20 protein-coding genes are annotated in these 23,515 nt (G+C 70.3%); 14 read left to right on the top strand and 6 right to left on the bottom strand.

Annotation, left to right across the window (positions count from 1 at the left end; translation table 11 throughout):
* The first annotated feature begins 23 nt into the window (after window positions 1-23).
* The 5 genes from QTI20_RS27115 to QTI20_RS27095 are packed head-to-tail and all read left to right on the top strand — an operon-like array spanning window position 24 to window position 5,990.
* Window positions 24-1,073 carry an SPFH domain-containing protein gene (locus QTI20_RS27115; protein WP_286555243.1) on the top strand — a complete coding sequence of 350 codons (1,050 nt, stop codon included), beginning with the start codon at window positions 24-26 and terminating at the stop codon, window positions 1,071-1,073.
* 9 nt (window positions 1,074-1,082) lie between these two features.
* A complete protein-coding gene (locus QTI20_RS27110; protein ID WP_286555244.1) occupies window positions 1,083-2,570 on the top strand; it encodes a DUF4178 domain-containing protein in 1,488 nt (495 codons plus the stop codon).
* Window positions 2,571-2,612: 42 nt separating this feature from the next.
* Window positions 2,613-2,840, top strand: a complete 228-nt coding sequence (locus tag QTI20_RS27105; RefSeq protein ID WP_183028562.1) for a DUF350 domain-containing protein — start codon at window positions 2,613-2,615, stop codon at window positions 2,838-2,840.
* Between the two features lie 13 nt (window positions 2,841-2,853).
* Window positions 2,854-4,410, top strand: a complete 1,557-nt coding sequence (locus QTI20_RS27100) for a polyamine aminopropyltransferase (RefSeq protein ID WP_286555662.1) — start codon at window positions 2,854-2,856, stop codon at window positions 4,408-4,410.
* A 2-nt stretch (window positions 4,411-4,412) separates the two neighbouring features.
* The gene (locus QTI20_RS27095) at window positions 4,413-5,990 is read left to right on the top strand and encodes an FAD-dependent oxidoreductase (protein WP_286555245.1); all 1,578 of its coding nucleotides are present in this window, start codon (window positions 4,413-4,415) and stop codon (window positions 5,988-5,990) included.
* A 10-nt stretch (window positions 5,991-6,000) separates the two neighbouring features.
* Here the strand turns inward: QTI20_RS27095 and QTI20_RS27090 are convergent, their stop codons facing one another.
* Entirely contained in the window at window positions 6,001-6,771 is a 771-nt protein-coding gene (locus QTI20_RS27090) for a helix-turn-helix transcriptional regulator (RefSeq protein ID WP_286555246.1), read from the bottom strand.
* Window positions 6,772-6,876: 105 nt separating this feature from the next.
* Here QTI20_RS27090 and QTI20_RS27085 point away from each other — a divergent pair, with 105 nt between their 5' ends.
* The 4 genes from QTI20_RS27085 to QTI20_RS27070 all read left to right on the top strand — a co-directional run bounded on the left by QTI20_RS27085 (window position 6,877) and on the right by QTI20_RS27070 (window position 10,422).
* Window positions 6,877-7,353 carry a DUF3237 domain-containing protein gene (locus QTI20_RS27085; protein ID WP_286555247.1) on the top strand — a complete coding sequence of 159 codons (477 nt, stop codon included), beginning with the start codon at window positions 6,877-6,879 and terminating at the stop codon, window positions 7,351-7,353.
* 40 nt (window positions 7,354-7,393) lie between these two features.
* Complete coding sequence (locus QTI20_RS27080) at window positions 7,394-8,386, top strand: Bug family tripartite tricarboxylate transporter substrate binding protein (protein ID WP_286555248.1); 993 nt, start codon at window positions 7,394-7,396, stop codon at window positions 8,384-8,386.
* A 34-nt stretch (window positions 8,387-8,420) separates the two neighbouring features.
* Entirely contained in the window at window positions 8,421-9,698 is a 1,278-nt protein-coding gene (locus QTI20_RS27075) for a flavin-dependent oxidoreductase (protein WP_286555250.1), read from the top strand.
* 82 nt (window positions 9,699-9,780) lie between these two features.
* The gene (locus tag QTI20_RS27070; protein WP_286555252.1) at window positions 9,781-10,422 is read left to right on the top strand and encodes a TetR/AcrR family transcriptional regulator; all 642 of its coding nucleotides are present in this window, start codon (window positions 9,781-9,783) and stop codon (window positions 10,420-10,422) included.
* Window positions 10,423-10,441: 19 nt separating this feature from the next.
* Here the strand turns inward: QTI20_RS27070 and QTI20_RS27065 are convergent, their stop codons facing one another.
* Window positions 10,442-12,016 carry a carboxylesterase family protein gene (locus QTI20_RS27065; protein ID WP_286555254.1) on the bottom strand — a complete coding sequence of 525 codons (1,575 nt, stop codon included), beginning with the start codon at window positions 12,014-12,016 and terminating at the stop codon, window positions 10,442-10,444.
* On the bottom strand, window positions 12,013-13,026 hold the full coding sequence (locus QTI20_RS27060; RefSeq protein ID WP_286555255.1) for an ABC transporter substrate-binding protein: 1,014 nt from the start codon (window positions 13,024-13,026) through the stop codon (window positions 12,013-12,015). Before QTI20_RS27060 ends, QTI20_RS27065 begins: the two co-directional genes overlap by 4 nt.
* Before the next feature lie 246 nt (window positions 13,027-13,272).
* On the opposite strand from QTI20_RS27060, the gene QTI20_RS27055 reads away from it, so the two are divergent.
* The 3 genes from QTI20_RS27055 to QTI20_RS27045 all read left to right on the top strand — a co-directional run bounded on the left by QTI20_RS27055 (window position 13,273) and on the right by QTI20_RS27045 (window position 16,608).
* A complete protein-coding gene (locus QTI20_RS27055) occupies window positions 13,273-14,475 on the top strand; it encodes an aromatic ring-hydroxylating dioxygenase subunit alpha (RefSeq protein WP_286555257.1) in 1,203 nt (400 codons plus the stop codon).
* Window positions 14,472-15,428, top strand: a complete 957-nt coding sequence (locus QTI20_RS27050; protein ID WP_286555258.1) for a PDR/VanB family oxidoreductase — start codon at window positions 14,472-14,474, stop codon at window positions 15,426-15,428. Before QTI20_RS27055 ends, QTI20_RS27050 begins: the two co-directional genes overlap by 4 nt.
* 130 nt (window positions 15,429-15,558) lie before the next feature.
* Window positions 15,559-16,608 carry a helix-turn-helix transcriptional regulator gene (locus QTI20_RS27045; protein WP_286555259.1) on the top strand — a complete coding sequence of 350 codons (1,050 nt, stop codon included), beginning with the start codon at window positions 15,559-15,561 and terminating at the stop codon, window positions 16,606-16,608.
* Between the two features lie 3 nt (window positions 16,609-16,611).
* Here QTI20_RS27045 and QTI20_RS27040 read toward each other — a convergent pair whose 3' ends face one another.
* Window positions 16,612-18,000, bottom strand: a complete 1,389-nt coding sequence (locus QTI20_RS27040) for an aminopeptidase P N-terminal domain-containing protein (protein WP_286555261.1) — start codon at window positions 17,998-18,000, stop codon at window positions 16,612-16,614.
* 131 nt (window positions 18,001-18,131) lie between these two features.
* On the opposite strand from QTI20_RS27040, the gene QTI20_RS27035 reads away from it, so the two are divergent.
* Window positions 18,132-20,180: a hypothetical protein gene (locus QTI20_RS27035; RefSeq protein ID WP_286574306.1), complete on the top strand. Its 2,049-nt coding sequence runs from the start codon at window positions 18,132-18,134 to the stop codon at window positions 20,178-20,180.
* Window positions 20,181-20,208: 28 nt separating this feature from the next.
* On the opposite strand, the gene murU is transcribed toward QTI20_RS27035, so the two are convergent.
* Window positions 20,209-20,904, bottom strand: a complete 696-nt coding sequence (murU, locus tag QTI20_RS27030) for an N-acetylmuramate alpha-1-phosphate uridylyltransferase MurU (RefSeq protein WP_286555663.1) — start codon at window positions 20,902-20,904, stop codon at window positions 20,209-20,211.
* A gap of 11 nt (window positions 20,905-20,915) precedes the next feature.
* Window positions 20,916-21,308 carry an S-adenosylmethionine decarboxylase family protein gene (locus QTI20_RS27025; protein ID WP_286555264.1) on the bottom strand — a complete coding sequence of 131 codons (393 nt, stop codon included), beginning with the start codon at window positions 21,306-21,308 and terminating at the stop codon, window positions 20,916-20,918.
* Window positions 21,309-21,424: 116 nt separating this feature from the next.
* Between QTI20_RS27025 and tkt the strand changes: the two genes are divergently transcribed.
* The gene (gene tkt, locus QTI20_RS27020; RefSeq protein ID WP_286555267.1) at window positions 21,425-23,476 is read left to right on the top strand and encodes a transketolase; all 2,052 of its coding nucleotides are present in this window, start codon (window positions 21,425-21,427) and stop codon (window positions 23,474-23,476) included.
* Window positions 23,477-23,515 lie beyond the last annotated feature (39 nt).

The raw sequence follows: 23,515 nt of genomic DNA, 5'->3' as shown, positions 1-23,515 counted from the left end.
CTCCAACGACTGAGAGGGGCGCCATGGCACTGATGGATTTCATCAAGAAGCAGTTCATAGACATCATCCAGTGGACCGAGACTGGCGATGGCACGCTGGCCTGGCGCTTCCCGATGGCGGAGATGGAAATCCAGAACGGCGCCTCGCTCACCGTGCGCGAGTCGCAGGTGGCGGTGTTCGTCAACGAAGGCAAGGTGGCCGACGTCTTCGGTCCCGGCATGTACAAGCTCACGACGCAGACGCTGCCCGTGCTCACGTACCTGAAGAACTGGGACAAGCTCTTCGAGTCCCCGTTCAAGAGCGACGTCTACTTCTTCAGCACCCGCCAGCAGGTCGACCAGAAGTGGGGCACGCCCCAGCCGATCACGATCCGCGACAAGGACTTCGGCGCGGTGCGCCTGCGCGCCTTCGGCAACTACAGCTTCCGCGTCGGCGACGCCAAGCTGTTCCACACCGAGATCTCGGGCACGCGCGACATCTACACCGTGGCCGACCTCGACGGCCAGCTGCGCGGCCTGGTGCTGCAGAACATCAGCACCGCGATCGCCTCCAGCGGCGTGCCTTTCCTCGACCTCGCGGCCAACCAGATCGAGTTCGCCAACGCCCTCGCGACCCAGCTCAAGCCCGAGTTCGCCAAGATCGGCATCCAGCTCGAGAACATCACGGTCCAGAACGTCTCGCTGCCCGAAGAGCTGCAGAAGGTGCTCGACCAGAAGATCGGCATGGGCATGGTCGGCAACGACATGGGCAAGTTCATGCAGTACCAGACGGCGCAGGCCATCCCCAAGTTCGCCGAAGGCTCGGCCAACGGCGGTGGCGGCATCGCGGGCGACGCCATGGGCCTGGGCGCGGGCGTGGCGCTGGGCCAGGTGCTGGCGCAGAACCTGGCGCAGGGCCTGAACCCCAACGCGGCGGCCACGGCCGCCGTGGCCGCCGCGGCACCGGTGACCGAGATCAGCGCCAACGACGTGATGGCCACGCTCGAGAAGCTGGGCGACCTCAAGACCAAGGGCATCCTGACGCAAGAAGAGTTCGACGCGAAAAAGGCCGAACTCTTGAAGAAGCTGGTCTAAGCCGCACCGATGGCTGAGGAAACGGGCGCCCAGCGCGCCTACCGTGCGCCCTGCCCTGGCTGCGGCGCACCGGTCGAATTCAAGTCGGCGCAATCGACCTTCGCCGTCTGCCCCTACTGCCAGAGCACGGTCGTGCGCCAGGGCGACACGCTCGCGCGCATCGGCAAGATGGCGGAGCTGTTCGACGATTTCAGCCCGCTGCAGCTGTTTGCCGCGGGCCGGATCCAGAACAAGCCTTTCACGCTGGTCGGGCGGCTGCAGTACAGCTACCCGGGCGGCCGCTGGACCGAATGGATCGCCGCGCTCGACGGCGAACGCACCGGCGTCCTCAGCGAGGACAACGGCGCCTTCGTCTTCGCGCTGCCGCACACGCTGGACCGCGCGGCGCCCGCGCCGACCGACCTGCGCGTCGGCGCGACCACGGCCTTCAACGGCCGGAACTACACCGTCAGCTCCAACGAGCAGGTGGCGCTGGTGTCCGCACAGGGCGAACTGCCGCGCCTGCCCGAACTGGGCAAGACCTTCGCGGTGGTCGAACTGCGCAACGACACCGGCGAGGTGCTCAGCCTCGACTACGACACGCAGCCGCCGGGCGCCTACCTCGGGCGCGCGGTGCGCCTCGAGGACCTGCAGCTCACCGGCCTGCGCGAGGAATCGGCCAAGGACGAGAAGGGCCGCAGCTTCAACTGCCCCAACTGCGGTTCGCCGGTCACGGTCAACCTGGCCGACAGCAAGAGCATCACCTGCGGCAACTGCCACAGCATCATCGACCTGTCGCAGGGCATCGGCGGCGAGCTCAAGCATGCCGAGCAGAACGACCCGGTGCGTCCGCTGATCGCGCTGGGCAGCATCGGCCAGCTGCAGGGCGTGGCCTGGCAGGTGGTGGGCTTCCAGCACCGCATGGGCGTGGAGCCCGGCGACGACGAGCACTTCGGCTGGAACGAATACCTGCTCTACAACAAGAAGCGCGGCTTCAGCTTCCTGGTCGATGCGGAGGACGGCTGGAGCATGGTGGCCCCGACCACCGGCGCGCCCAGCATGGCCGAGAGCGGCAAAAGCGCGAAGTACCTGGGCAAGAGCTACCAGCAGCAGTACGCCTACAACGCCGAGACCACCTATGTGGCGGGCGAGTTCTACTGGCAGGTCGAGCGCGGGCAGAAGAGCTTCAACCGCGACTTCGCCAACGGCAGCGCGCTGCTGTCGATGGAGCGCTCGGCCAACGAGCTGACCTGGTCGTCCGGCAGCAAGATGGACAGTTCGGCGGTGGCCTCGGCCTTCAAGCTCGACGCGCGCAAGGACATGTTCAAGCGCGACGATGCGGCGCCGCTGAGCGCGGCCTCGGGCATGGGCTGCGGCACCATCATCCTGATCATCGTGGTGATCTTCATCCTGCTGATCATCCTGAGCACCTGCAGCGGCCGTTCCTCGGGCGGCTCGTCCTCGCGCAGCTCGGGCGGTTCCTACGGCGGCTATTCCAGCGGCGGCGGTCACAAGTGACGCACGCTGCCTTTTCAAACCTGTTTTCTTCCGGAGGTTCTCATGCTGGGAATTGAATGGCTGCGGCCTGCCGCATTTCTGGGTTCGATCCTGTTCGCCTTCATCGGCGTGATCGTGTTCTGGCTCTGCTTCCTCATCATCGACAAGATCACGCCGGTCGACCTGTGGGCCGAGATCGTCGAGAAGCAGAACGTCGCGCTCGGCCTGGTGGTCGCGGCCATGAGCCTGGGCGTCTCGCTGATCGTCGCCGCGGCGATCCACGGCGGCTGAGCCGGTGTCCGTGATGCAGGGCCCGGCCCGGGGCCCTGAGCTCGATGCGGCCGCGGGCCCCCGGCCGGTCGAGATCGCGCTGCTCGCCAGCGTCTTCGTGGTCGCGGCCTGCGGCCTGGTCTACGAACTCAGCGCGGCCGCGCTCAGTTCCTACCTGCTCGGTGATTCGGTGCTGCAGTTCAGCACCATCATCGGCACCTACCTGTTCGCCATGGGCGTGGGCTCCTGGCTCTCGCGCTACTTCGAGCGGCAGCTGCCCGCGCACTTCCTGCGCATCGAACTGATGGTCGCGCTGATCGGCGGCGCGCTGCCGGCGCTGCTGTTCATCGCCAACGCCTACATCCCCGGCGCCTTCCGGCTGCTGCTCTACGGGCTGGTGATCGTGGTCGGCACGCTGGTGGGGCTGGAGATCCCGCTGGTGATGCGCATCCTCAAGCGCAACGCGGTGCTCAAGGACCTGGTGTCGCAGGTGCTGACCTTCGACTACCTGGGCGCGCTCGCGGTGTCGGTGGCCTTCCCGCTGATCTTCGTGCCGCAGCTGGGCATGATCCGCACCGGCCTGCTGTTCGGCTTCATGAACGCGGCCGTCGCGCTGTGGGCGCTGTGGCTGTTCCGGCACGAGCTGCGCCGGCTCGGCGCGCATGTGGTGGCCTGCGTGCTCACGCTCGCGGTGCTGGTCGCGGGCTTCGTCTTCGCCGACCGCATCACCACGCTGGCCGAGGACAAGTTCTACCAGGACCACATCGTCTTCAGCGCCACCTCGCCCTACCAGCGCATCGTGGTCACGCGCGGCGGCGCGGGCCACCGGCTGTTCCTCAACGGCAACCTGCAGTTCGCCGAGCGCGACGAGTACCGCTACCACGAGGCGCTGGTGCACCCGGTGATGGCCGCGCACGGCGCGCCCAAGAAGGTGGCGGTGCTGGGCGGCGGCGACGGCATGGCGGTGCGCGAGATCCTCAAGTACCCCTCGGTCGAATCGGTCACGCTGGTCGAGCTCGACCCGAACATGACGAAGCTGTTCGCCGAGCACGAGACGCTGGCGGCGCTCAACGGCGGCTCGCTCAAATCGCCCAAGCTCCACATCGTCAACACCGATGCGTTCAAGTGGCTGCAGGAAGGCGATGACGCGTTCGACGTGATCGTGGTCGACTTTCCGGATCCCACCAACTTCGCCATCGGCAAGCTCTACACCAACTCCTTCTACGCGCTGCTCGACAAGCGCCTGGCCGCCAGCGGCTACGCGGTGGTGCAGACCACCTCGCCGCTGGTCGCGCGCCAGAGCTTCTGGACCGTGGCGACCACCATCGAATCGGTGGGTCTCACGGCCACGCCGTACCACGTGCATGTGCCCAGCTTCGGCGAATGGGGCTTCGTGATCTCGAGCCACCGGCCCTACCGCCGGCCCGAGGCGCTGCCGGCCGGGTTGCGCTACCTGTCGCTGCCCACCTTGCCGCTGATGTTCGACTTCCCGCTCGACATGGCGCGCGTTCCCGCGGAAGTGAACCGGCTGTCGAACCAGACGCTGGTCACGACCTACGAGCGCGAGTGGGGCAAGGTCGCGGCGCATTGACGATGCAGCGGCGCGCATTCATCGGGGGCGCCCTGGGCGCGGGCGCGCTGGCGCTGGCGGGCTGCGAGCCACCGCACGCCATCGCGGGCGGCTTCACCGGCATCGACGTGGCGCGCGGGCACGCGCTGCGCGACGGCGCCGCGCCGGGCGGCGCCCCGCCGGTGCCGCGGCGCACCCAGGTGGTGATCGTGGGCGGCGGCGTGGCCGGCTTGGCCGCGGCGCGCGCGCTGCGGGCGCGCGGCATCGAGGACTTCGTGCTGCTCGAACTCGAGGACCAGGCCGGCGGCAACAGCCGCGGCGGCCGGGTCCAGGGCATCGCCTGTCCGCTGGGCGCGCACTACCTGCCGGTGCCCGGCGACGAGGCGCACGAGGTGCAGGACCTGCTCGAGGAACTGGGCCTGCGGCGCCGGGTCGCGGGCCGCTGGGAATACGACGAACGCCACCTGTGCCACAGCCCGCAGGAGCGGCTCTTCTTCCAGGGCGAATGGCACGACGGCCTGCTGCCGGTGCAGAGCGTGGGCGCGGGCACGCTGGCGCAGTACCAGCGCTTCTCGCGCCGGGTCGACGACGTGCGCCAGGCGATGCGCTTCTCGATCCCGGCCTGGCGCGCCGCGGCCGTGCCGCAGCGGCTGGCCCTCGATGCCGTGGCCTTCGGCCCCTGGCTCGATGCCGAGGGCCTGGACGATCCGCACCTGCGCTGGTACCTCGAGTACTGCTGCCGCGACGACTACGGCGCGGGCCTCGCGCAGGTGTCGGCCTGGGCCGGCCTGCACTACTTCGCGAGCCGGCACGGCTTCCATGCGCCCGGCGACGACAACGCCGAGCGCGACGCGGTGCTGACCTGGCCCGAAGGCAACGGCTGGTTGACGCAGCGCCTGGCCGCGCCGCTGGGCGAGCGCCTGTGCACCGGCCATGTGGTCACGCGCATCGCGCAGGCGCGCGGCGGCGTCGAGGTCGACGTCTTCGATGCGGCCACGATGTCGCGCGTGCGCTGGCAGGCCGAGCGCTGCATCGTCGCGCTGCCGGTGTTCATCGCGGCGCGCGTGGTCGAGAACCCGCCCGCCGTGCTGCGCCATGCGGCCGCGCACCTGCGCCATGCGCCCTGGCTGGTGGCCAACGTGCACATCGACGGCCCGCTGGCCGACCATGCCGGCGCCGCACCCAGCTGGGACAACGTGGTCTACGGCAGCCGCGGGCTCGGTTATGTCGACGCGCGCCACCAGGCGCTGGACCCCACGCCGCGCGCCACCGTGCTGAGCTGGTACCGGCCGCTGGGCCCCAGCGCCTTCGACGGCGCCGACGGCCGCCGGCAGCTGCTGGACAAGCCCTGGAGCGCCTGGCGCGACGAGCTCATCGCCGAGCTCTCGGTGCCGCATCCCGACCTCGCCGAGCGCGCCACGCGCATCGACATCACGCGCTACGGCCATGCGATGGCGATCCCCACGCCGGGGCTGCTGGCGCAGCTGGGCAGCGAGGGTGTGGTGGCCGCGGGCCGGCTGTCCTTCGCCCATGCCGACTGGTCGGGCTACTCGATCTTCGAGGAGGCCTTCACGCGCGGCCACCTGGCGGGCAGCGCCTGAGCCCGGGCCTTCAGGCCGACAGCACGCGCGCGAACAGCTCGTTGCGGAAATGGATGCCCAGCCGGGCGAAGGCGCGGTTGCGGTAGGTCTTGACGGTCGGCAGCGCCAGGCCGAGGTCGCTCGCGATGCCGTCCTGCGTCATGCCCTGCAGCAGCCGGATGCACACCGCGCGCTCGCGCTCGGTCAGTGCCGGGCACAGGCTGCGCAGCCGCGCTTCCAGGTCGTGCGCCTGGGCCTCGGCCACGGGCTGCGACAGCGCCATGTGCTTGCGCACCAGCGCGAGCAGCGCCGGCGCCAGCGCGCCGAAGCTGTCGAGCGCGGCGTCGCTGAAGGCGCTCTGGTGGCCGTGGCGGTAGAAGTTGATGGCGAACACGCCGCCGTCGTCCTGCGTCTGCGCGACCGACACGCGTTCGGCCATGCCGTGCGCCTCGTAGACCTTGGCGCGGTGCTCGGCCGGCGCCTCCGCGGCCGTCAGGTGGCACAGCAGCGGCGCATGGTCGGTGGCGCTCGAGGCCTGGGCGAAGCTGCGGTCGTCGCGGTGCGGGCCGCTGAGGTAGGCGCGCCAGCAGTCGCGCGTGGTGTCGGGCACGCCGCGGGCGGCCGAAAGGAACAGCGCCGGCCGCGCGCCCAGCCGGTAGACCGACCAGGAGGCGGCGGGCACCAGCTCCTGCAGCCCGTCGAGCACGGCCGGGCCGAAGCCGGGGCTGCCGAGGTGGCCGATCAGCTCGCCCAGCACCTGGGTGCGCCGGTCGCTCGCGGGGGCCGCCTGCCAGCTTCTCATGGCCGCGCCTGCCGAGGGGGCGAGGGAAGGAAAGCAAGGGCGGCGCGCATGCTGTCATCTTCCGGGATGACAGACCGTCCGGCCACCCGGAATTACGCTAGCCGGATGCCCTCGAACCCCTCGCTCGCCCCACCCTTGCTCGAACATTTCGCCACCCTGCGCGTGGAGGTCGGTGCGCCCCAGGACGTGGGCGTCACGCCGCGCGGCCGGCGCCGGCTGATCCCGATCACCGGCGGCGCGGCCGAGGGCCATGGCTGGCAGGCGCGCGTGGCGCCGGGCGGCGCCGACTTTCAGCTCATGACCGCCAGCGGCATGACCGACCTCGACGCGCGCTACACGCTCGAGACCGATGCCGGCGACTGGATCTACGTGCAGAACACCGCGCTGCGCTGCGGCGCGCCCGAGGCGATGGCGCGGCTGGCGCGCGGCGAGCCGGTCGACCCGGCCGAAATCTACTTCCGCTGCGCGCCGCGCTTCGAGACCGCCTCGGTGGCGCTGGGCTGGATCAACGAACGGCTGTTCATCGGCAGCGGCGTGCGGCGTCCCGACCGCGTCGAGATGCAGTTCTTCAGCGTGGCCTGAGCCGGCCCGCGCTCTTTCCCCAAAACACCCGGAGACCGTCATGACCCTCTTCCCTTCGCACCGCCGTGCGGCCCTGGCCGTGGCCGCCGCCTTCGTCGCCTGCGCCGCCCTGCCCGCCGCGGCCCAGGGCGCCTACCCCGACAAGCCGGTGCGCATCATCGTCGGCTTCCCGGCCGGCACCGGGCCCGACATCGTGGCGCGGCTGCTGGCGCAGAAGCTGTCCGAGGGCTGGGGCAACCTGGGCGTGGTGGTCGACAACAAGCCGGGCGCGGGCGGGCTGATCGCGGCCAGCGAGGCCGCGCGCGCCGCGCCCGACGGCTACACGCTGATGCTGGGCGAGACCGGCCAGCTGAGCATCGCGCCCAGCAGCTACAACCGCCTGCCCTACGACCCGGCCCGGGACTTCGCGCCGGTGAGCCAGGTCGTGACCTCCGACTTCGTGCTGCTGGTCAATCCGCTCAAGGTGCCGGCGAAGAACGTGCGCGAGTTCGTCGACTGGAGCAAGCAGCAGAAGGGCCTGTTCATGGCCACCTTCGGCGCCGGCACGCCGGGCCATTTCGGCGCCTACATGTTCGGCGACGCGATCGGCCAGAAGCCCGAGCCGGTGCACTACCGCAACACGGCCGATGCGCTGGGCGGGCTCTATGCGGGCGACGTGTCGGGCGTGTTCGCCACCGTGGGCCTGGCCGCGTCCACCGTGAAGGCGGGCAAGCTGGTCGCGCTGGGCAGCACCGGCGCCACGCGCAGCCCCTCGCTGCCCGAGGTGCCGACCATCAAGGAGCAGGGCTACCCGAACCTGGCCTTCACCGCCTGGTTCGGCATCGTGGCGCCCGCGAAGACGCCGCCCGAGATCGTGCGCAAGCTCAATGCCGACATCGTCAAGGCCGTGCAATCGACCGAGGGAAGGCAGAAGATGCTGGACGCGGGCTTCCGCGCCACGGGCACGAGCGCGGCAGAATTCGCCAAGGTCATCGCCGACGACACGCAGGTGTGGGGCAAGGCCGTGGCGGCCACCGGCTTCAAGGCCGACTGAAGCGCCGCCGAACGACAACCCAGGAGACAGCATCATGAAAGTGGCCATCATCGGCGCCGGCATCGGCGGACTCACGCTGGCGCTCGCGCTGCAGCGCGAAGGCATCGAGGCCGAGGTCTTCGAGGCCTCCGAGACCATCCGCCCGCTGGGCGTGGGCATCAACCTGCTGCCGCACGCGGTGGCCGAGCTCACGGCCCTGGGCCTGGGCGACGCGCTCGCCGAGATCGGCATCGAGACCGCCGCGCTGGCCTACTACAACCGCTTCGGCCAGCGCATCTGGCACGAGCCGCGCGGGCGTGCCGCCGGCTACCCGGTGCCGCAGTACTCGATCCACCGCGGCGCCTTCCAGATGCTGCTCTACGAAACCGCGGTGCAGCGCCTGGGCGCCGGCCGCATCCACACCGGCCAGGTGCTCGAATCGGTCGTGCGCACCGGCTCGGGCCTGATGGACGCGCCGGGCCAGCCCGCGGTCTTCACGCTGCGCAGCCGCGCCGACGGCTCGCTCGCCGAGCACAGCGCCGACGTGCTGGTGGGCGCCGACGGCATCCACTCGGCGGTGCGCCGGTCCTTCTATCCGAGCGGCGACCTGCCGCGCTTCTCGCGCCGCCTGCTGTGGCGCGGCGTGACCGAGGCCGCGCCCTACCTCGACGGCCGCACCATGTTCATGGCCGGCCACCAGGACCAGAAGTTCGTCTGCTACCCGATCTCCGAGCCGCTGCGGCGCGAAGGCCGTTCGCTGATCAACTGGATCGCCGAACTGCGCGTGCCCGGCACCGACGACGACACGCCGCCCAAGAGCGACTGGAACAAGAAAGTCGACAAGTCGGTGTTCGCCGATGCCTTCCAGGACTGGCGCTGGGACTGGATCGACATCCCCTCGGTGATCGACGGCGCCGAGGCGATCTACGAATTCCCGATGGTCGACAAGGACCCGCTGCCGGGCTGGACGCGCGGCCGCGTCACGCTGCTGGGCGATGCGGCGCACCCGATGTATCCCATCGGTTCCAACGGCAGCGCGCAGGCCATCATGGACACGCGCGCGCTGACGGTGGCGCTCACGCAGTTCAAGGACCCGTCGATGGCGCTGCGCGAGTACGAGGCCGACCGCCTGCCGCGCACCGCGGGCATCGTGCTGCGCAACCGCATGAACGGTCCCGAGCAGGTGATGCAGATGGCGCACGAGCGCGCGCCCGAAGGCTTCACCGAGATCGACAAGGTGGTGCCGCACGCCGAACTCGCGGCCATCGCGCTGCGCTACAAGCAGCTGGCGGGCTTCGACCCCAAGAGCGTGGTGGCGCGGCCCGCGGCCTGAAGCGCGAGGCGCCATCGGCGCCCGGCCGCGGCCTCGCTTCCGCCGTTACCATCGGGCGAGTGAGACACTGCGACGGAGCGCCATGGTCAACGAGCGGAAACTAGCCAAGCGGTCGCGACCCGAGATCCAGGAAGACATACGGCAGGCGGCGATCCAGGAATTCGCGCTGCACGGGCTGCGCGGCGCGACCACCCAATCCATCGCCGAGCGGGCCCAGCTGTCCAAGGCCCAGCTGCACTACTACATCGAGAGCAAGGAAGCGCTCTACGTCGAGCTGCTGCAAGGGGTGGTCGACGAATGGAGCCGCGAATCCTTCGGCCAGCGCGACGGCGATCCGGCCCATGTGCTGGCTTCGTACGTGAAGCGCAAGCTGGCCTTCTCCTTCGACCAGCCGCTGCTGTCGAAGATGTTCGCCAACGAACTGATCAGCGGCGCCGAAGTGCTGCGCAGCATCCTCACGCAGCCGCGCACGCGCGCCGGCCAGGCCATCCAGACGCTCACGCAGTGGATCGACGAAGGGCGGATCCGCGCGCTCGATCCCTGGCTGTTCCTGATGCACATCTGGGCCGTCACGCAGCACTACGCCGACTTCGACGTGCAGGTGCGTTTCATGATGCGCGTGCGCGCCGGCCAGCCACTGGACCGGGCGCGCATCGTGCGCGAGGTGGTGGCCTTCGTGCTGCACGGCTGCGGCCTGACGCCTGGCGAGGACGACCTGGCCTGAGGCGCCGCGCGGCGCCGGTTCAGCGCGCGTCGAGGAAGGGCCGCCACTTCGCGCAGGCCCCGTGCATGTCGGCGAAGGGATGCGGCGTGGCGGCGGGCGGTTCGGCCCACACGTAGGCCGACGGCGCGGATGCGGTCATCGGCCGCCATCCGGGCGTGGCCGGATCGCCGCCGTGGGCGATCGCGGCCCAGCTGCGCATCATGCGCAGCGACAGGGCCCTGTCCTGCGGCGTGAACGGGTAGCCGGGCGGGTAGACCGGCGCGCCGAAGAGCAGGTCCAGCTCGTCGCCGTGCGTGGCGCCCAGGTAGGGCTTGGGATGGTTCGCGCTCACATGCGCGAAGCGGTAGCCGTGCACCGGGCGCCGGCTGTGGCGCACCAGGGCCAGCGCCGCGTCGTGGCTGCCGCAGTCGATGTAGAAATCGCCCAGCAGCCGGCTCAGCGCCCGCCAGTTGCCCTCGGCCGCGCGCAGCGGCGCGTACCAGGAGAGCATGTCCTCGACCTGCTGCGATGCGTAGAAGGGTTGCAGCGCGCCGCGCGCCGCCTGTTCGTAGACCGCATCGGACACCGGCTCGCCGGGTTTCTTCCAGCCGGTGCGCGACATGGCCATGAAGTGGCCTTCGCTGGCGTTCAGCCCCAGGGTCACCGCGACCTCGCGCTGGAAGCGGCCTTCGCGCAGCAGCTGCAGCGGTTGGGCCTGGAGCTGCCGGCCGTCGACCGTGGGCTGGAAGGCGTGGCTCCGGGCCAGGCCGGGCAGCAGCCTCTCGGCGGGCCGCTGGCGCAGGCAGTCGAGCAGCGCCTCGCCGTCGACCGGGCAGCCCTGTGCCTGCGCCAGGGCCTGGGTGCCGCGCGTGGCCTCGGCCAGCGTGGGAAGCCGCCATTGCCAGGTCGACTGCAGGATGGCGCGCTGGAACAGGCCGGCCGCGTCCTCGGCCAGCAGCTGCTGCAGCACGCTGCCGGCGCCCGCGCTCTCGCCGAACAGCGTCACGCGCGCGGGGTCGCCGCCGAAGCGCGCGATGTGCTCGGCCACCCAGCGCAGCGCCATGCGCTGGTCCTGCAGGCCCGCATTGGCATGGCCTCGAGCGGCCTGCGCCGGGGTGGCGAGGAAGCCGAAGGCGTTGAGCCGGTAGGCCGGCGTGACCACGATCACCCGGCCCTCGCGCGCGAGCTGTTCCACCCGGTTCTCCGAGCTGCGGCCGGTCCAGTAGCGGCCGCCGTGCAGGAAGACCATCACCGGCAGCGGCGCATCGCTCGTGCGTGCCGCATCGGGGCGGTAGACGTTGAGATAAAGGCAGTCCTCCGACATGCCGATCTCGGCCGGCACGGGGCCGTCCTGCATGCAGGCGGGCTTGAAGCGGCCCGCGTCGAGCACGGCGGGCGCCCAGGCCGCGGCGGGCGCGGGGGACTGGAAGCGGCGCGCGCCGAGCGGCGGCTGCGCGAAGGGTATGCCCAGGAAGGCGGCGGTGCGGTGGGCGTCGACGGAGACGCCCTGCACCGCGCCCTGCGCGGTCTGCACCAGGGGCCGGTCGTCCGCGGCGGCGCCCAGGCTCCACGCGAGGAGCGCCGTGCCCGCGATCGCACGCAGGCCCGGGCTCACCTGGCGGCCGACTTCAGGCCGACCTTCTTGTTCACGAACTGGTCGCTGACCGCGAGGTCCGCGCTGACCTCGCCCGGCTTGTAGATGCCGGCCTTGACCATGCGCTCGGCGAAGTCGCGCACGCGGGCCTTGTCGATGGCGCCGATGCCCTGCGTGGCGGCATCGCCCGAATCGACCAGGCCCAGCTGGAGAACCTGGGCGCGCTCGGCCGCCAGCTTGGCGTCGTTGAGGTCGGGGTTGAACTTCTTGATCAGCTCCAGGCCGGGCTTGGGGTCGCCGTGCAGGAAGTTCTGCCAGCCGATGATGGACGCATCGACGAAGCGCTGTACCAGCGCCGGGTTGCTCTTGATCAGCTCGTTGCGCGTTTCGATCAGGTTGCCGTAGGTGTTGTAGCCGTGGTCGGCCAGCAGGAACACGTCGGTCTCGGCGCCCAGCTCGGCCGCGTACAGCACCTCGGCGGTGGCGAAGGCCTGCTGCACCGAGGCCTTGTCGGCCATGAAGGGCGCGAGGTTGAAGGTGTAGGGGCGGAACTGCTCGTCGCTGAAGCCGTGCTCGGCCTTGAGCCACTGCCAGAAGCCGAACTGGTTGCTCTTGGCGATGAAGACCGTCTTGGCCGACTTGAGCTCGGCGAAGCTGCGGTACTGGCCCTTGTGCGTGATGAGCGCGGTCGGGTCCTTCTGGAAGAAGGCCGCCACCACGGTGGTGGGCACCTTGTTGCGCGTGTTCTCCAAGGCGGTCAGCAGGCCGCCGGTCATGAGGAAGTCGACGCGGCCCGCGGCCAGCATGGGCCGGTTGTTGACCTGCGGCCCGCCTTGCTGGATCGTGACCTCGAGGCCGTGCTTGGCGTAGGTGCCGTCGGCCACCGCCTGGAAGAAGCCGCCCTGGCTGGCCTGCGCCTTCCAGTTGGTGGCGAGGCTCACCTTGTCCTGCGCCAGGGCCCAGCCGCTCGCGGCCAGCAGGGCGGCGGTCGCCAGCAGTCTGGCGCCGGACATCGAACGAAACCGTTTCATCGTGTTTTCCTTGGGGCGGCTGGGCCGGTCGGTTGCCGATCCTCCGGTCGACTGTACAAACGGTTTAACCGAACGGTCAAATTGGAGATTACCCTGATGCGCGACGACGAAGTCCTGCTTGTCCGCAACCAGCGTTGCGGCATATCATTTGGTTTGACCGATCGGTAAAACTATTGGCCCATGCCTCGAAGAGGCCCACCGACATGCGCGGCGGGCCCGCAGGGCCGCCACGAAGGAAGCCCTCTGATGAACGCCGTCGCGCAACCCATCCGCCTGTTCGGAACCGCCTACGGACGCAAGCCCGCCACCCACGATGCGACGCTGACCGAGGTCGGTCCGGGCACGCCCTGCGGCGAGTTCATGCGCCGCTACTGGCATCCCGTGGGATTGTCCGAGCGCGTGACCATGGAGCGGCCCGAGCGGGTGCGCATCCTGGGCGAAGACCTGATCCTGTTCCGCGACCGCAAGGGCCGCCCCGGCCTGCTGTACCCGCGCTGCGCCCACCGCGGCACCGACCTGTTCTTCGGCCGCATCGAGGACGAGGGCATCCGCTGCTGCTACCACGGCTGGTTGTTCAGCGTGGACGGCCAGTGCCTGGACCAGCCCTGCGAGAAGAACGGCGGCGAGCACCGTGGCAAGATCCGCCAGCCCTGGTACGCGGTGCAGGAGCGCTACGGCATTGTCTGGGCCTACATGGGCCCGCCCGAGAAGATGCCGCTGCTGCCGCGCTGGGACATCCTGGAGGACGTGGCGCCGGGCATGAAGCTGCACGTCACGCATTCCAGCCTCTACGCGGGCGGCGACGACGACGTCGAGCTGGTGCCGTGCAACTGGCTGCAGGAGTGGGAGAACGTGATGGACCCCTTCCACATCCCGGTGCTGCACACCTCCTTCAGCGGCGTGCAGTTCGTGCCCGAGATGGGCGTGATGCCCGACGTGCAATGGGAATACACCGACACCGGCGTGCGCTACAGCGCCTACCGCAAGCTCGAGGACGGCCGCGAGGTCGACCGCGTGACCGCCGCCATGTTCCCCTACGTGCGCATGGTGCCCAACGTGCAGTTGCGGCACGGCGCGGCCTCGGGTGTGGGCTGGGTGGTGCCGGTGGACGACACCACCTTGCGCCTGTGCTTCGCGATGAAGATCCCCGAAGCGGAGAACGCCCTGCCCCGCAGCCCCAACCTGCGCCCCTGGTCGAAGATGACGCCGGCCGAGCGCCAGCGCTTCCCCGGCGACTGGGAGGCCCAGGTCGGCCAGGGCCCGATCACGCTGCACAGCGAGGAGCACCTGGCCACCAGCGACAAGGGCGTGGGCATGCTGCGCCGCAGCCTGCTGCAGCAGATCAAGGCGGTGCAGCAGGGGCGTGACCCGGCCGGCGTGATCTTCGATCCCGCGCAGGAACTGGTGCGGGTCGAGGCCGGCAACTTCTTCCGCGACGCGGCCCAGTGACCGGCCCGGCCCACACCGCGCGCGTCGGCCGGCGGCTGCAGCTGGCCGCGCAGGCCTGGCTGTTCGAACTCGAGCCGGACCCGGCCTATCCCTTCGAGCAGGTCGCGCCCGGCGCGCACATCGACGTCGAACTGCCGGGCGGCCTGGTGCGCCAGTACTCGCTGCTCACGCACCTGGCCGAGCAGCCGCGGCGGCTGGTGATCGCGGTCAAGCGCGACGACCTGGGACGCGGCGGTTCGCGGCAGCTGTGCGACGCGGTCGCGCCCGGCACCCGCCTGGCCATCGGCGCGCCGCGCAACCACTTCGCGCTGCATGCGGACGATGCGCCGGCCGTGCTGTTCGCGGGCGGCATCGGCATCACACCGATCTGGTCGATGGTGCAGGCGCTGCGCCAGCGCGCCACGCCCTGGACGCTGCACTACGCCGCGCGCTCGCGCGCCGATGCGCTGCTGCTGGAGCGGCTGGCCGGCGACCCGCAGGTCCACCTGCATTTCGACGACGCCTGCGAGGGCCGGCCGATGGACATGGCGCGCCTGGTGCAGCAGGCAGCGCCGGATGCGCACCTCTACTGCTGCGGCCCGGCGCCGATGCTCGATGCCTTCGAGGCAGCCTGCAGCGCGCGCGAGCCTTCTCAGGTGCACCTGGAGCGCTTCAGCGCGGTGGTGCCGCCGGCACCGGCCACCGGCACGGCCTGCGTGCTGCGCCTGGCGCGCACCGGCCTGGAACTGAAGGTGGAAGCCGGTGCCTCGATCCTCGACACGCTGCGCGCGGCCGGCGTGGACGTGGCGTCCTCCTGCGAGCAGGGCATCTGCGGCGCCTGCGAGACGGCCGTGCTCGAAGGCGAGATCGAGCACCGCGACAGCATCCTGAGCCCGTCGGAGCGGGCCGCCGGGCAGGTGATGATGATCTGCTGCTCGCGGGGCAAGGGCGAACGCCTGGTGCTGGACCTCTAGCGCGAGAGGACGACGGGGCCCGTGGCGGGCCCTATTGACGGCCGGGGTTTTTCCGCGACCATCGCGGCACGTGTGCATGCCGCGGCCGGCCCTCGCCGCCTGTCGCCTGCACGTCCGCGGAAGGAGAACCATGTCCGAGCGTGCCGCTGCGTCCCCCCTGCACTTCGACACCGCTGCGCTGCCGCAGCGCGACCGTTTCGCGTTCTGGGCGGAAGAGCTCGGCGCCAAGGTCGGCTACACCGACTACGACAGCCCGGAGCGCCAGACCTTCTCGCAGCGGCTCACGATCATGGAGGTCGCGGGGCTCTCGCTGATGCGCGCCAGCGGCAGTGCGGTCGACATCCATCGCCGCGTGCCCAGCGGCCTGAAGGAGGCCGACATCTATCCGCTGCACCTGCTGCTGAAGATCGGCGGCGGGGCCACGCTCTGCGAGCAGCAGCGGCGCTCGACCATCCTCCAGCCCGACGAGTGCGTGCTCATCGATTCGGACCAGGCGCTGCGCCTGCGTTCGGTCGAGCGCACCGATTCGTGGATCATCGGCCTGTCGCGCCCGCTGATCGAACGCTGGCTGCGTCCGGCCGGCGACCTGGCCGCGCTCCCGCTGCGCTCGAACGCGGGATGGGCCGGCGCGCTCTCGCGCTACCTTCAGGCGCTGCAGGTCGATCAGGTGCAGGACATCCACAGCCCCTTCGAGCAGGAACTGGTGGCGCAGCACGTCATGTCGATGCTGTCCTTCGCGCTGTCGGAGACCGGCGCCATGCCGGACCTCCAGTCGGTCGCCGCGCGCGACCGGGCCCTGCATGGCCGCATGTGCGGGTGGATTCGCGAGAACCTCGCCGACCCGGCGCTCGGCGCCCAGAAGATGGCCGATCACTTCGGGGTGTCGCTGCGCCATGTGCACAAGGTGTTCGCCATCGCCGGCCGGGGCACGACCTTTCTGGCCATGGTGCAGCGCTGCCGCCTCGAGGAGGCCACGCGCCTGTTGCGCACTGCCGATGTCAGCGGCCTGTACATGGCGCAGATCGGCTACCGCTGCGGCTTCTCCGACCCCGCGCATTTCGGCCGGGTGTTCCGCCAGCGCTACGGCTGTTCGCCCCAGGAGTTCACGCGGGCCGAATCGAGCGCACGCGGCGGGCGCCCCGCGCCGCTGCCCGCCGCGGCGCAGGCCGCGCCGCGCTGAGGCTCAGCGCATCAGCGCTTCGATCTCGTCGCCGTCCACCGGCACGTCGCGCGTGAGCAGCTCGCAGCCGTCGGCGGTGACGATCGCGTCGTCCTCGATGCGGATGCCGATGTGGTGGAACTGCTCGGGCACGCCCTCGCCCGGCCGCACGTAGATGCCGGGCTCGATGGTCAGCACCATGCCGGGCCGCAGGATGCGGCTCGGGCGGTTCTTCACCGTCTCGCCCGACAGCGGGTCCCTGCGTTCGCTCACCTCGCCGACCTGGGTGGGCTCGACGTAGCTGCCGCAGTCGTGCACGTCCATGCCCATCCAGTGGCCGGTGCGGTGCATGTAGAAGGGGAAGTAGGCGCGCTGCTCGATCACGTCCTCCAGGCTGCCGACCTTGTTCGCGTCGAGCAGGCCCACGTCGAGCATGCCCTGCGCCAGCACCTTGACCGCGGCGTCGTGCGGATCGGTGAAGCGGTTGCCGGCCTTGGTCGCCGCCACCGCGGCGTACTGGCTCTGCAGCACGATGTCGTAGAGCGTGCGCTGCGGTCCGCTGAACTTGCCGTTGGCGGGGAAGGTGCGCGTGATGTCGCTCGCATAGCCGTCGAGTTCGCAGCCCGCGTCGATCAGCACCAGTTCGCCGGCGCGCACCGGCGCCGCATCGGCGTGGTAGTGCAGCACGCAGGCGTTGGCGCCGGCGGCCACGATCGAGGCGTAGGCCGGGTACTGCGAACCGCCCATGCGGAACTCGTGCATCAGCTCGGCGTCGAGGTGGTATTCGCGCAGGTCGCGGCCCTCGCGCAGCATGCGCGCCGAGGTCTGCATCGCGCGCACATGGGCCCGCGCGCTGATCCGGCCGGCGCGCCGCAGGATGTCGATCTCGTGGGCGTCCTTGACCAGCCGCATCTCGTCGAGCGGGCCGCAGAGGTCGCGCTGGGTCTCGGGGCACAGCGCGCCGAAGCGCACGCGGGCGCGCACGGAAGAGAGCCAGCCGTCGATGCGCGACTCCAGCCCCTTGTGGGTGGCGAAGGGGTACCAGACCGCGGAGCGGTTCTCGAGCAGGCGCGGCAGTCGGGCATCGAGCTCGGTCACGGCGACGGCTTCGTCCACGCCCAGGGCCTCGGGCGCGGCCTCGGGGCCGAGCCGGTGGCCGTCCCAGATCTCGCGTTCCAGGTCCTTGGGCGCGCAGAACAGCGTGCTGTGGCCGCTGCCGTCGAGCACCAGCCAGGCGTTGGGCTCGGTGAAACCCGTCAGGTAATAGAAGTAGCTGTCGTGACGGTAGAGAAAGTCGCTGTCGCGATTTCGCGACCGTTCCGGTGCCGTCGGAATCACCGCGATGCCCGTGCTTCCAAGCTGGGCGGCCAGGCGCGCACGGCGCTCTGCATAGGGAGGACTGATGGTCGTCATCTCACGATGCTATACGTTTGTAACACCCCTTGTGGCATGGAAACCGCTTTCAGAAAAGGTTTGAAAGCCTCATTGCCACAAAGCCATCGCAGCCGCAAGATTGCAGGCCTGTCAATCAGAGGAACTCACCTGTGAATGTAGTAAAAAGTGCCGCTTTTGCGGTCTTGATTGCAGCGCTGGCTGCATGTGGAGGGGGCGGAGGCGGTGGTTCGTCGGCGGGCGGCGGCAATGCGGGCGTCGGTTCCGGCGACGTCAACGCCGGTGCGGGTGCCGGCAGCGGCAGCGGCAGCGCCGGTGGATCGCTCGGCAGCACCCCGGCCCAGGACGACATCGTCGACAGCGCGCGCAACGTCGTGCCGGCCGCCTACATGGCCATGGCCGCGCAGATGAGCAAGGCGGCCGGCCTGTCCTACCGCTACGGCCCGGACCCGGTGGCCTACGGCACCTCGGGCAATGGCGGCCGGCCCACGCTCAGCGATCGCGCCGACCAGTCCTACGACCCGATCTCGATCCGCCTGCCCAACGGCAACCGGGGCTGCGTGCCCGCGGCGCAGGGCGGCTACTGCGGCACCTGGCAGGTCGGCGGCCCGCTGGTCTCGGACCCGGGCGACTACTCCTCGAGCATCCTGCACGCGGCCTACGTGGCCGACACCCCGGCCCAGAGCGTCGGCGTGGCCACGCTGCAGTCCATCAGCATGGGCCACAACACCTTCGCGCAGAAGCCCGAATCGAGCTGGACCACGGGCACCGCGAACAGCGGCACCAACGACCTCAATGCGCAGAGCTACGGCCAGTCCGCGCGCGACCCGGTGGCCGTCGGGCGCTGCTACCGCACCGGCTGGTGCACCACCAGCCTGATGGTGTTCCAGAACGGCCTGATCGGCACCGCCGGCAGCAACACCGCGAGCAACAAGACCACGGTCCAGCTGGCCGCGAACAAGGTGCCGACGGCCGTGTCGGTCACGCCGGGCGGTGAATTCGCGCTGGTGACCGTCTGGGACACGAGCCAGCCCGCGCGTCCGCGCGGCCAGATCGCGGTGATCGCGCTGGCCGGCCTGTGCGCCGGCTGTTCGCCCGACAACCCGGGCGGCTGGTACGACAACTGGGGTGAGTGGAAAGGCGTCTTCCCCGGCCTGCCCAACCTGGGCAACATCAGCTACATGAAGGTGCTGGGCTATGTGGACCTGCCCGACGCGCTGCGCGCCCCGACCGAGATCTCGTCGTCGACGGGCATGGAGTTCGAGGGCTACCGCGTGCACACCGCCAACGGCGACCTGAGCAACTACTGGGCGCTGCCTTTGAGCGACGAGTCGATCCGCCGCAGCTTCTACAACGGCTACAACGCCAGCGCTTCGGCCACCGCCGGCGTGGCGGTGGTGGTGTCCAAGTCGGAGCAGCGCGCGGCCTTCATCGACCTGCGCCCGCTGTTCAACTTCTACCGCGAGAAGTACTTCAACGGCTCGCAGAGCGACTTCAACGCCATGGTCGCCGGCCGCGGCGCCGGTGCCAGCCAGTGGCCCTACACCTTCGACGCCGCCCCGGCCCAGAAGCCGGTGCTGATCAAGACCGAGGACTTCGCGGCCAAGCCGACGGCCGTCAACGTGCGCCTCAACGGTGCGGCCCGCGCCTTCATCGCGACGCAGGAAGGCCAGCTGCACATCTACGACCTGGGCAACTACCTGCGTGCCTCGAGCGGCGGCGCGGCCTCGGAGATCGTGCGCCGCGGCGGCGTGAGCGTGGGCCGCAACCCGACCCACATCGCCTACGTCAAGCCGCACGGCAACGCGAACACCCGCACCATCTACACCCAGGGCTACGACCGGGAGGTGATCGTCACCTCGCGCGGCGACCGGCGCCTCGAGTGGGTGCAGTTCGCCGGCGACTTCAACAGCGCCAGCGTGCGCAAGACGCTCACCGACACCCGCCTGGTCGACCCGATCGCGAGCGAGGACGCCGAGAACCACGGCACCGAATCCTATGTGGTCTCGGTGGCCGACTACGGCGGCAAGAAGATGAGTAACTACCGCTACGGGCCGGTGATTTTCTGGACCAACCAGCGCTCCGACTGGACCTGCCAGCCGCCCAACGGCTGCCCGACCCTGGGCGGCGACGCCGAGTTCGGCGGCAGCTACGCGCTGCCGGGCAAGCCCTTCCAGGTGGGCGGCTCGAACATCCCTTGACCAGGGAAGCCGGGGAAGCCCCCGCGGCTCAGGTGGCGTTCAGCGCCGCCAGCCGCTCGGGCGTGCCCACATCGGTCCACCGGCCCAGGTAGCGTTCCGCGCTCACCTGGGCCTTTTTCATGGCCCCGCGCAGCAGCGGCGCGAGCGCGGCGCGCTCGCCTTGCGGATTGCCCGCCGCGATGGCGCACAGCGGCGGCGCGAAGAAGGCCGCGCGGTAGAGCGCGAAGGTGGAGAAGGTCAGGCGCTCGGGCGCATCGTCGAGCGCCAGGCCCTCGGCCGAGATGCCGAAGTCGCCCCTGGGGTTGTGGGCCGGGTTCGGCACCAGCCACAGGTGGGCCAGCTTGCCGCTGGCGACGAAGCGATCGACCGCGGCCTGGGTGAAGGCGAAGTCCGGCGCGTGGATGTCGCCCGCCACCACCCAGAACACCTCGCCCAGCAGCGGCAGCGCGCGCACGATGCCGCCGGCCGTCTCCAGCGCCTCGCCGAAGTCGCGGCCCTCGTGCGAGTAGACGATGGAACGCCCCGCGGCGCGGCCGTCGCCGAAGCGGGCCTCGATCTGCTCGCCCAGCCAGGCCGTGTTGACCACCAGCGAGCTGAAGCCCCCGGCCGCCAGCGCGTCCATGGGCCACTGCATCAGCGGCTTGCCGTGCACCGTGAGCAGCGGCTTGGGCGTGTGGTCGGTCAGCGGCCGCATGCGTTCGCCGCGGCCGGCGGCCAGCACCATGGCGCGGGTGCTCATGCGCTGGCCACCTCGGGCCCCGCGCCGCGCATCAGCGCATGGCGCTCCACGCGTTGCGGCTCGAACAGCGCCAGCAGCGTGTCCATCAGCGCCTGGGCCTTGTCCGAGTGGTCGGCACCGAAGTTGCACACGTAGACGTCGAGGGTCGCGCCGCGCCGTTCGGGCCAGGTGTGGACGCACAGGTGCGATTCGGCCAGCAGCACCGTGGCCGTGACGCCGCCAGGCCCTTCGGCGGTGGCGGGAAAGGCATGGACCAGCTGGCCCACGGCCTGCAGGCCGGCTTCCCGCACCGCGCGGGCGCAGCGTTCGCCCAGCAGCGGCGCATCGGTGAGCCACGGCGCGGCGCAGCGGCAGTCGTGGAGATCGGCGGTGAGGTGCAGCCCTTGCATAGGCCTGCGACTCTAGCAGCGGGCCGGGGCATGCAGGCCCCGGACACGACCCCCTCATCCCCGCCCGCTAAAATTGCGGGTTCTCCCCAACACCACACCCCCAGAAAGCCTCACTGATGGCCAACCAAGCCTTGATGGCCAACGCGATCCGCGCGCTGGCAATGGATGCCGTTCAACTCGCGAACTCGGGCCATCCGGGCGCCCCGATGGGCATGGCCGACATGGCGGTCGCACTCTGGGGCGACCACCTGCGCCACAACCCGGTCAACCCGCACTGGCCCGACCGCGACCGCTTCGTGCTGTCCAACGGCCACGCGTCGATGCTGATCTACGCGGTGCTGCACCTGACGGGCTACGACCTGCCGGTCGACGAGCTCAAGAAATTCCGCCAGCTGCACAGCAAGACCGCCGGCCACCCCGAAGTCGGCGTCACGCCCGGCGTCGAGACCACCACCGGCCCGCTGGGCCAGGGCATCACCAACGCCGTGGGCTTCGCGCTGGCCGAGAAGCTGCTGGCCGCGGAATTCAACCGCCCCAGCCACGCCATCGTCGACCACCACACCTACGCCTTCCTGGGCGACGGCTGCCTGATGGAAGGCATCAGCCACGAAGCGGCGGCCCTGGCCGGCGCCTGGAAGCTGGGCAAGCTGATCGCGCTGTACGACGACAACGGCATCAGCATCGACGGCCCGGTCAAGCCCTGGTTCATCGACAACACCGCCGAGCGTTTCAAGGCCTACGGCTGGAACGTGCTGGGCCCGGTCGACGGCCATGACGCCGCCGCCGTGTCCAAGGCCATCGCCGAAGCCAAGCAGGCTGGCGACAAGCCCACGCTGGTGATCTGCAAGACCCACATCGGCAAGGGCAGCCCGAACCGCGCCAACACCGCCAAGGCGCACGGCGAGCCGCTGGGCGCCGAGGAGATCGGCCTCACGCGCAGCGCGCTGCAGTGGGCGCACGCTCCGTTCGAACTGCCCGAGGCCGTCTACGCCGAGTGGGACGCCAAGGCCGCCGGCGCCAAGACCGAAGCCGCCTGGAACGAACGCTTCGCCGCCTACACCGCCGCCTTCCCCGACCTGGCCGCCGAATTCACGCGCCGCATGAAGGGCGAGCTGCCCAAGAGCTTCCACCAGACCGCCTTCGACGCGGTGGTGGCGGCCCACACCAAGGGCGAGACCGTCGCTAGCCGCAAGGCCTCGCAGCTCGCGCTGGAAGCCTTCACCGCCGCGCTGCCCGAACTGCTGGGCGGCAGCGCCGACCTGACCGGCTCGAACCTGACCAACACCAAGAGCACGCCCAACCTGCGCTTCGACGAGCAGGGCAACGTGGTGCGCAGCGAGGGCAACGAACAGTTCCCCGACGGCCTGCTGGGCCGCCACATCAACTACGGCGTGCGCGAGTTCGGCATGGCGGCCATCATGAACGGCGTGGCGCTGCATGGCGGCTTCATCCCCTACGGCGGCACCTTCCTGACCTTCAGCGACTACAGCCGCAACGCGATCCGCATGGCCGCGCTGATGAAACAGCGCGTGATCCACGTGTTCACCCACGACTCCATCGGCCTGGGCGAAGACGGCCCGACGCACCAGTCGATCGAGCACGCCGCCTCGCTGCGCCTGATCCCGAACCTCGACGTCTGGCGTCCGGGCGACACCGCCGAGACCACCGTGGCCTGGGCCGTCGCGCTGCAGAACGCCACCCGCCCGACCGCGCTGCTGCTGTCGCGCCAGAACCTGCCCTATTCGCCCAAGGCCGACCTCAGCGACATCAGCAAGGGCGCCTACGTGCTGGCCGAGCCCGAGCGCGTCGGCCTGAAGAGCAAGAAGGTCAAGGCCGTGATCATCGCCACCGGCTCCGAAGTGCAGCTGGCGCTCAAGGCGCAGGAGCTGCTGGCCGCGAAGAAGATCGCCGTGCGCGTGGTGTCGATGCCCTCGACCACCACCTTCGACCGCCAGGACGTGGCCTACAAGAAGAGCGTGCTGCCCAAGGGCCTGCCGCGCATCGCCGTCGAGATGGGTTCCACCGACGGCTGGTGGAAGTACGGCGTCGCGGCCGTGGTCGGCATCGACACCTACGGCGAGTCGGCCCCCGCGGGCGTGCTGTTCAAGCATTTCGGGTTCACGCCGGAAAACGTGGCCGCCACGGTCGAAGCCGCGCTCGCGCGCTGAGTTTTCCGCATCAGTTTTTCAACCTTAGGAGCAAGTCAG

Origin of the sequence: Variovorax sp. J2P1-31 (assembly GCF_030317215.1) — a bacterium.
Lineage (GTDB): Bacteria > Pseudomonadota > Gammaproteobacteria > Burkholderiales > Burkholderiaceae_C > Variovorax.
This window is presented reverse-complemented; position numbering and strand designations above follow the sequence as displayed.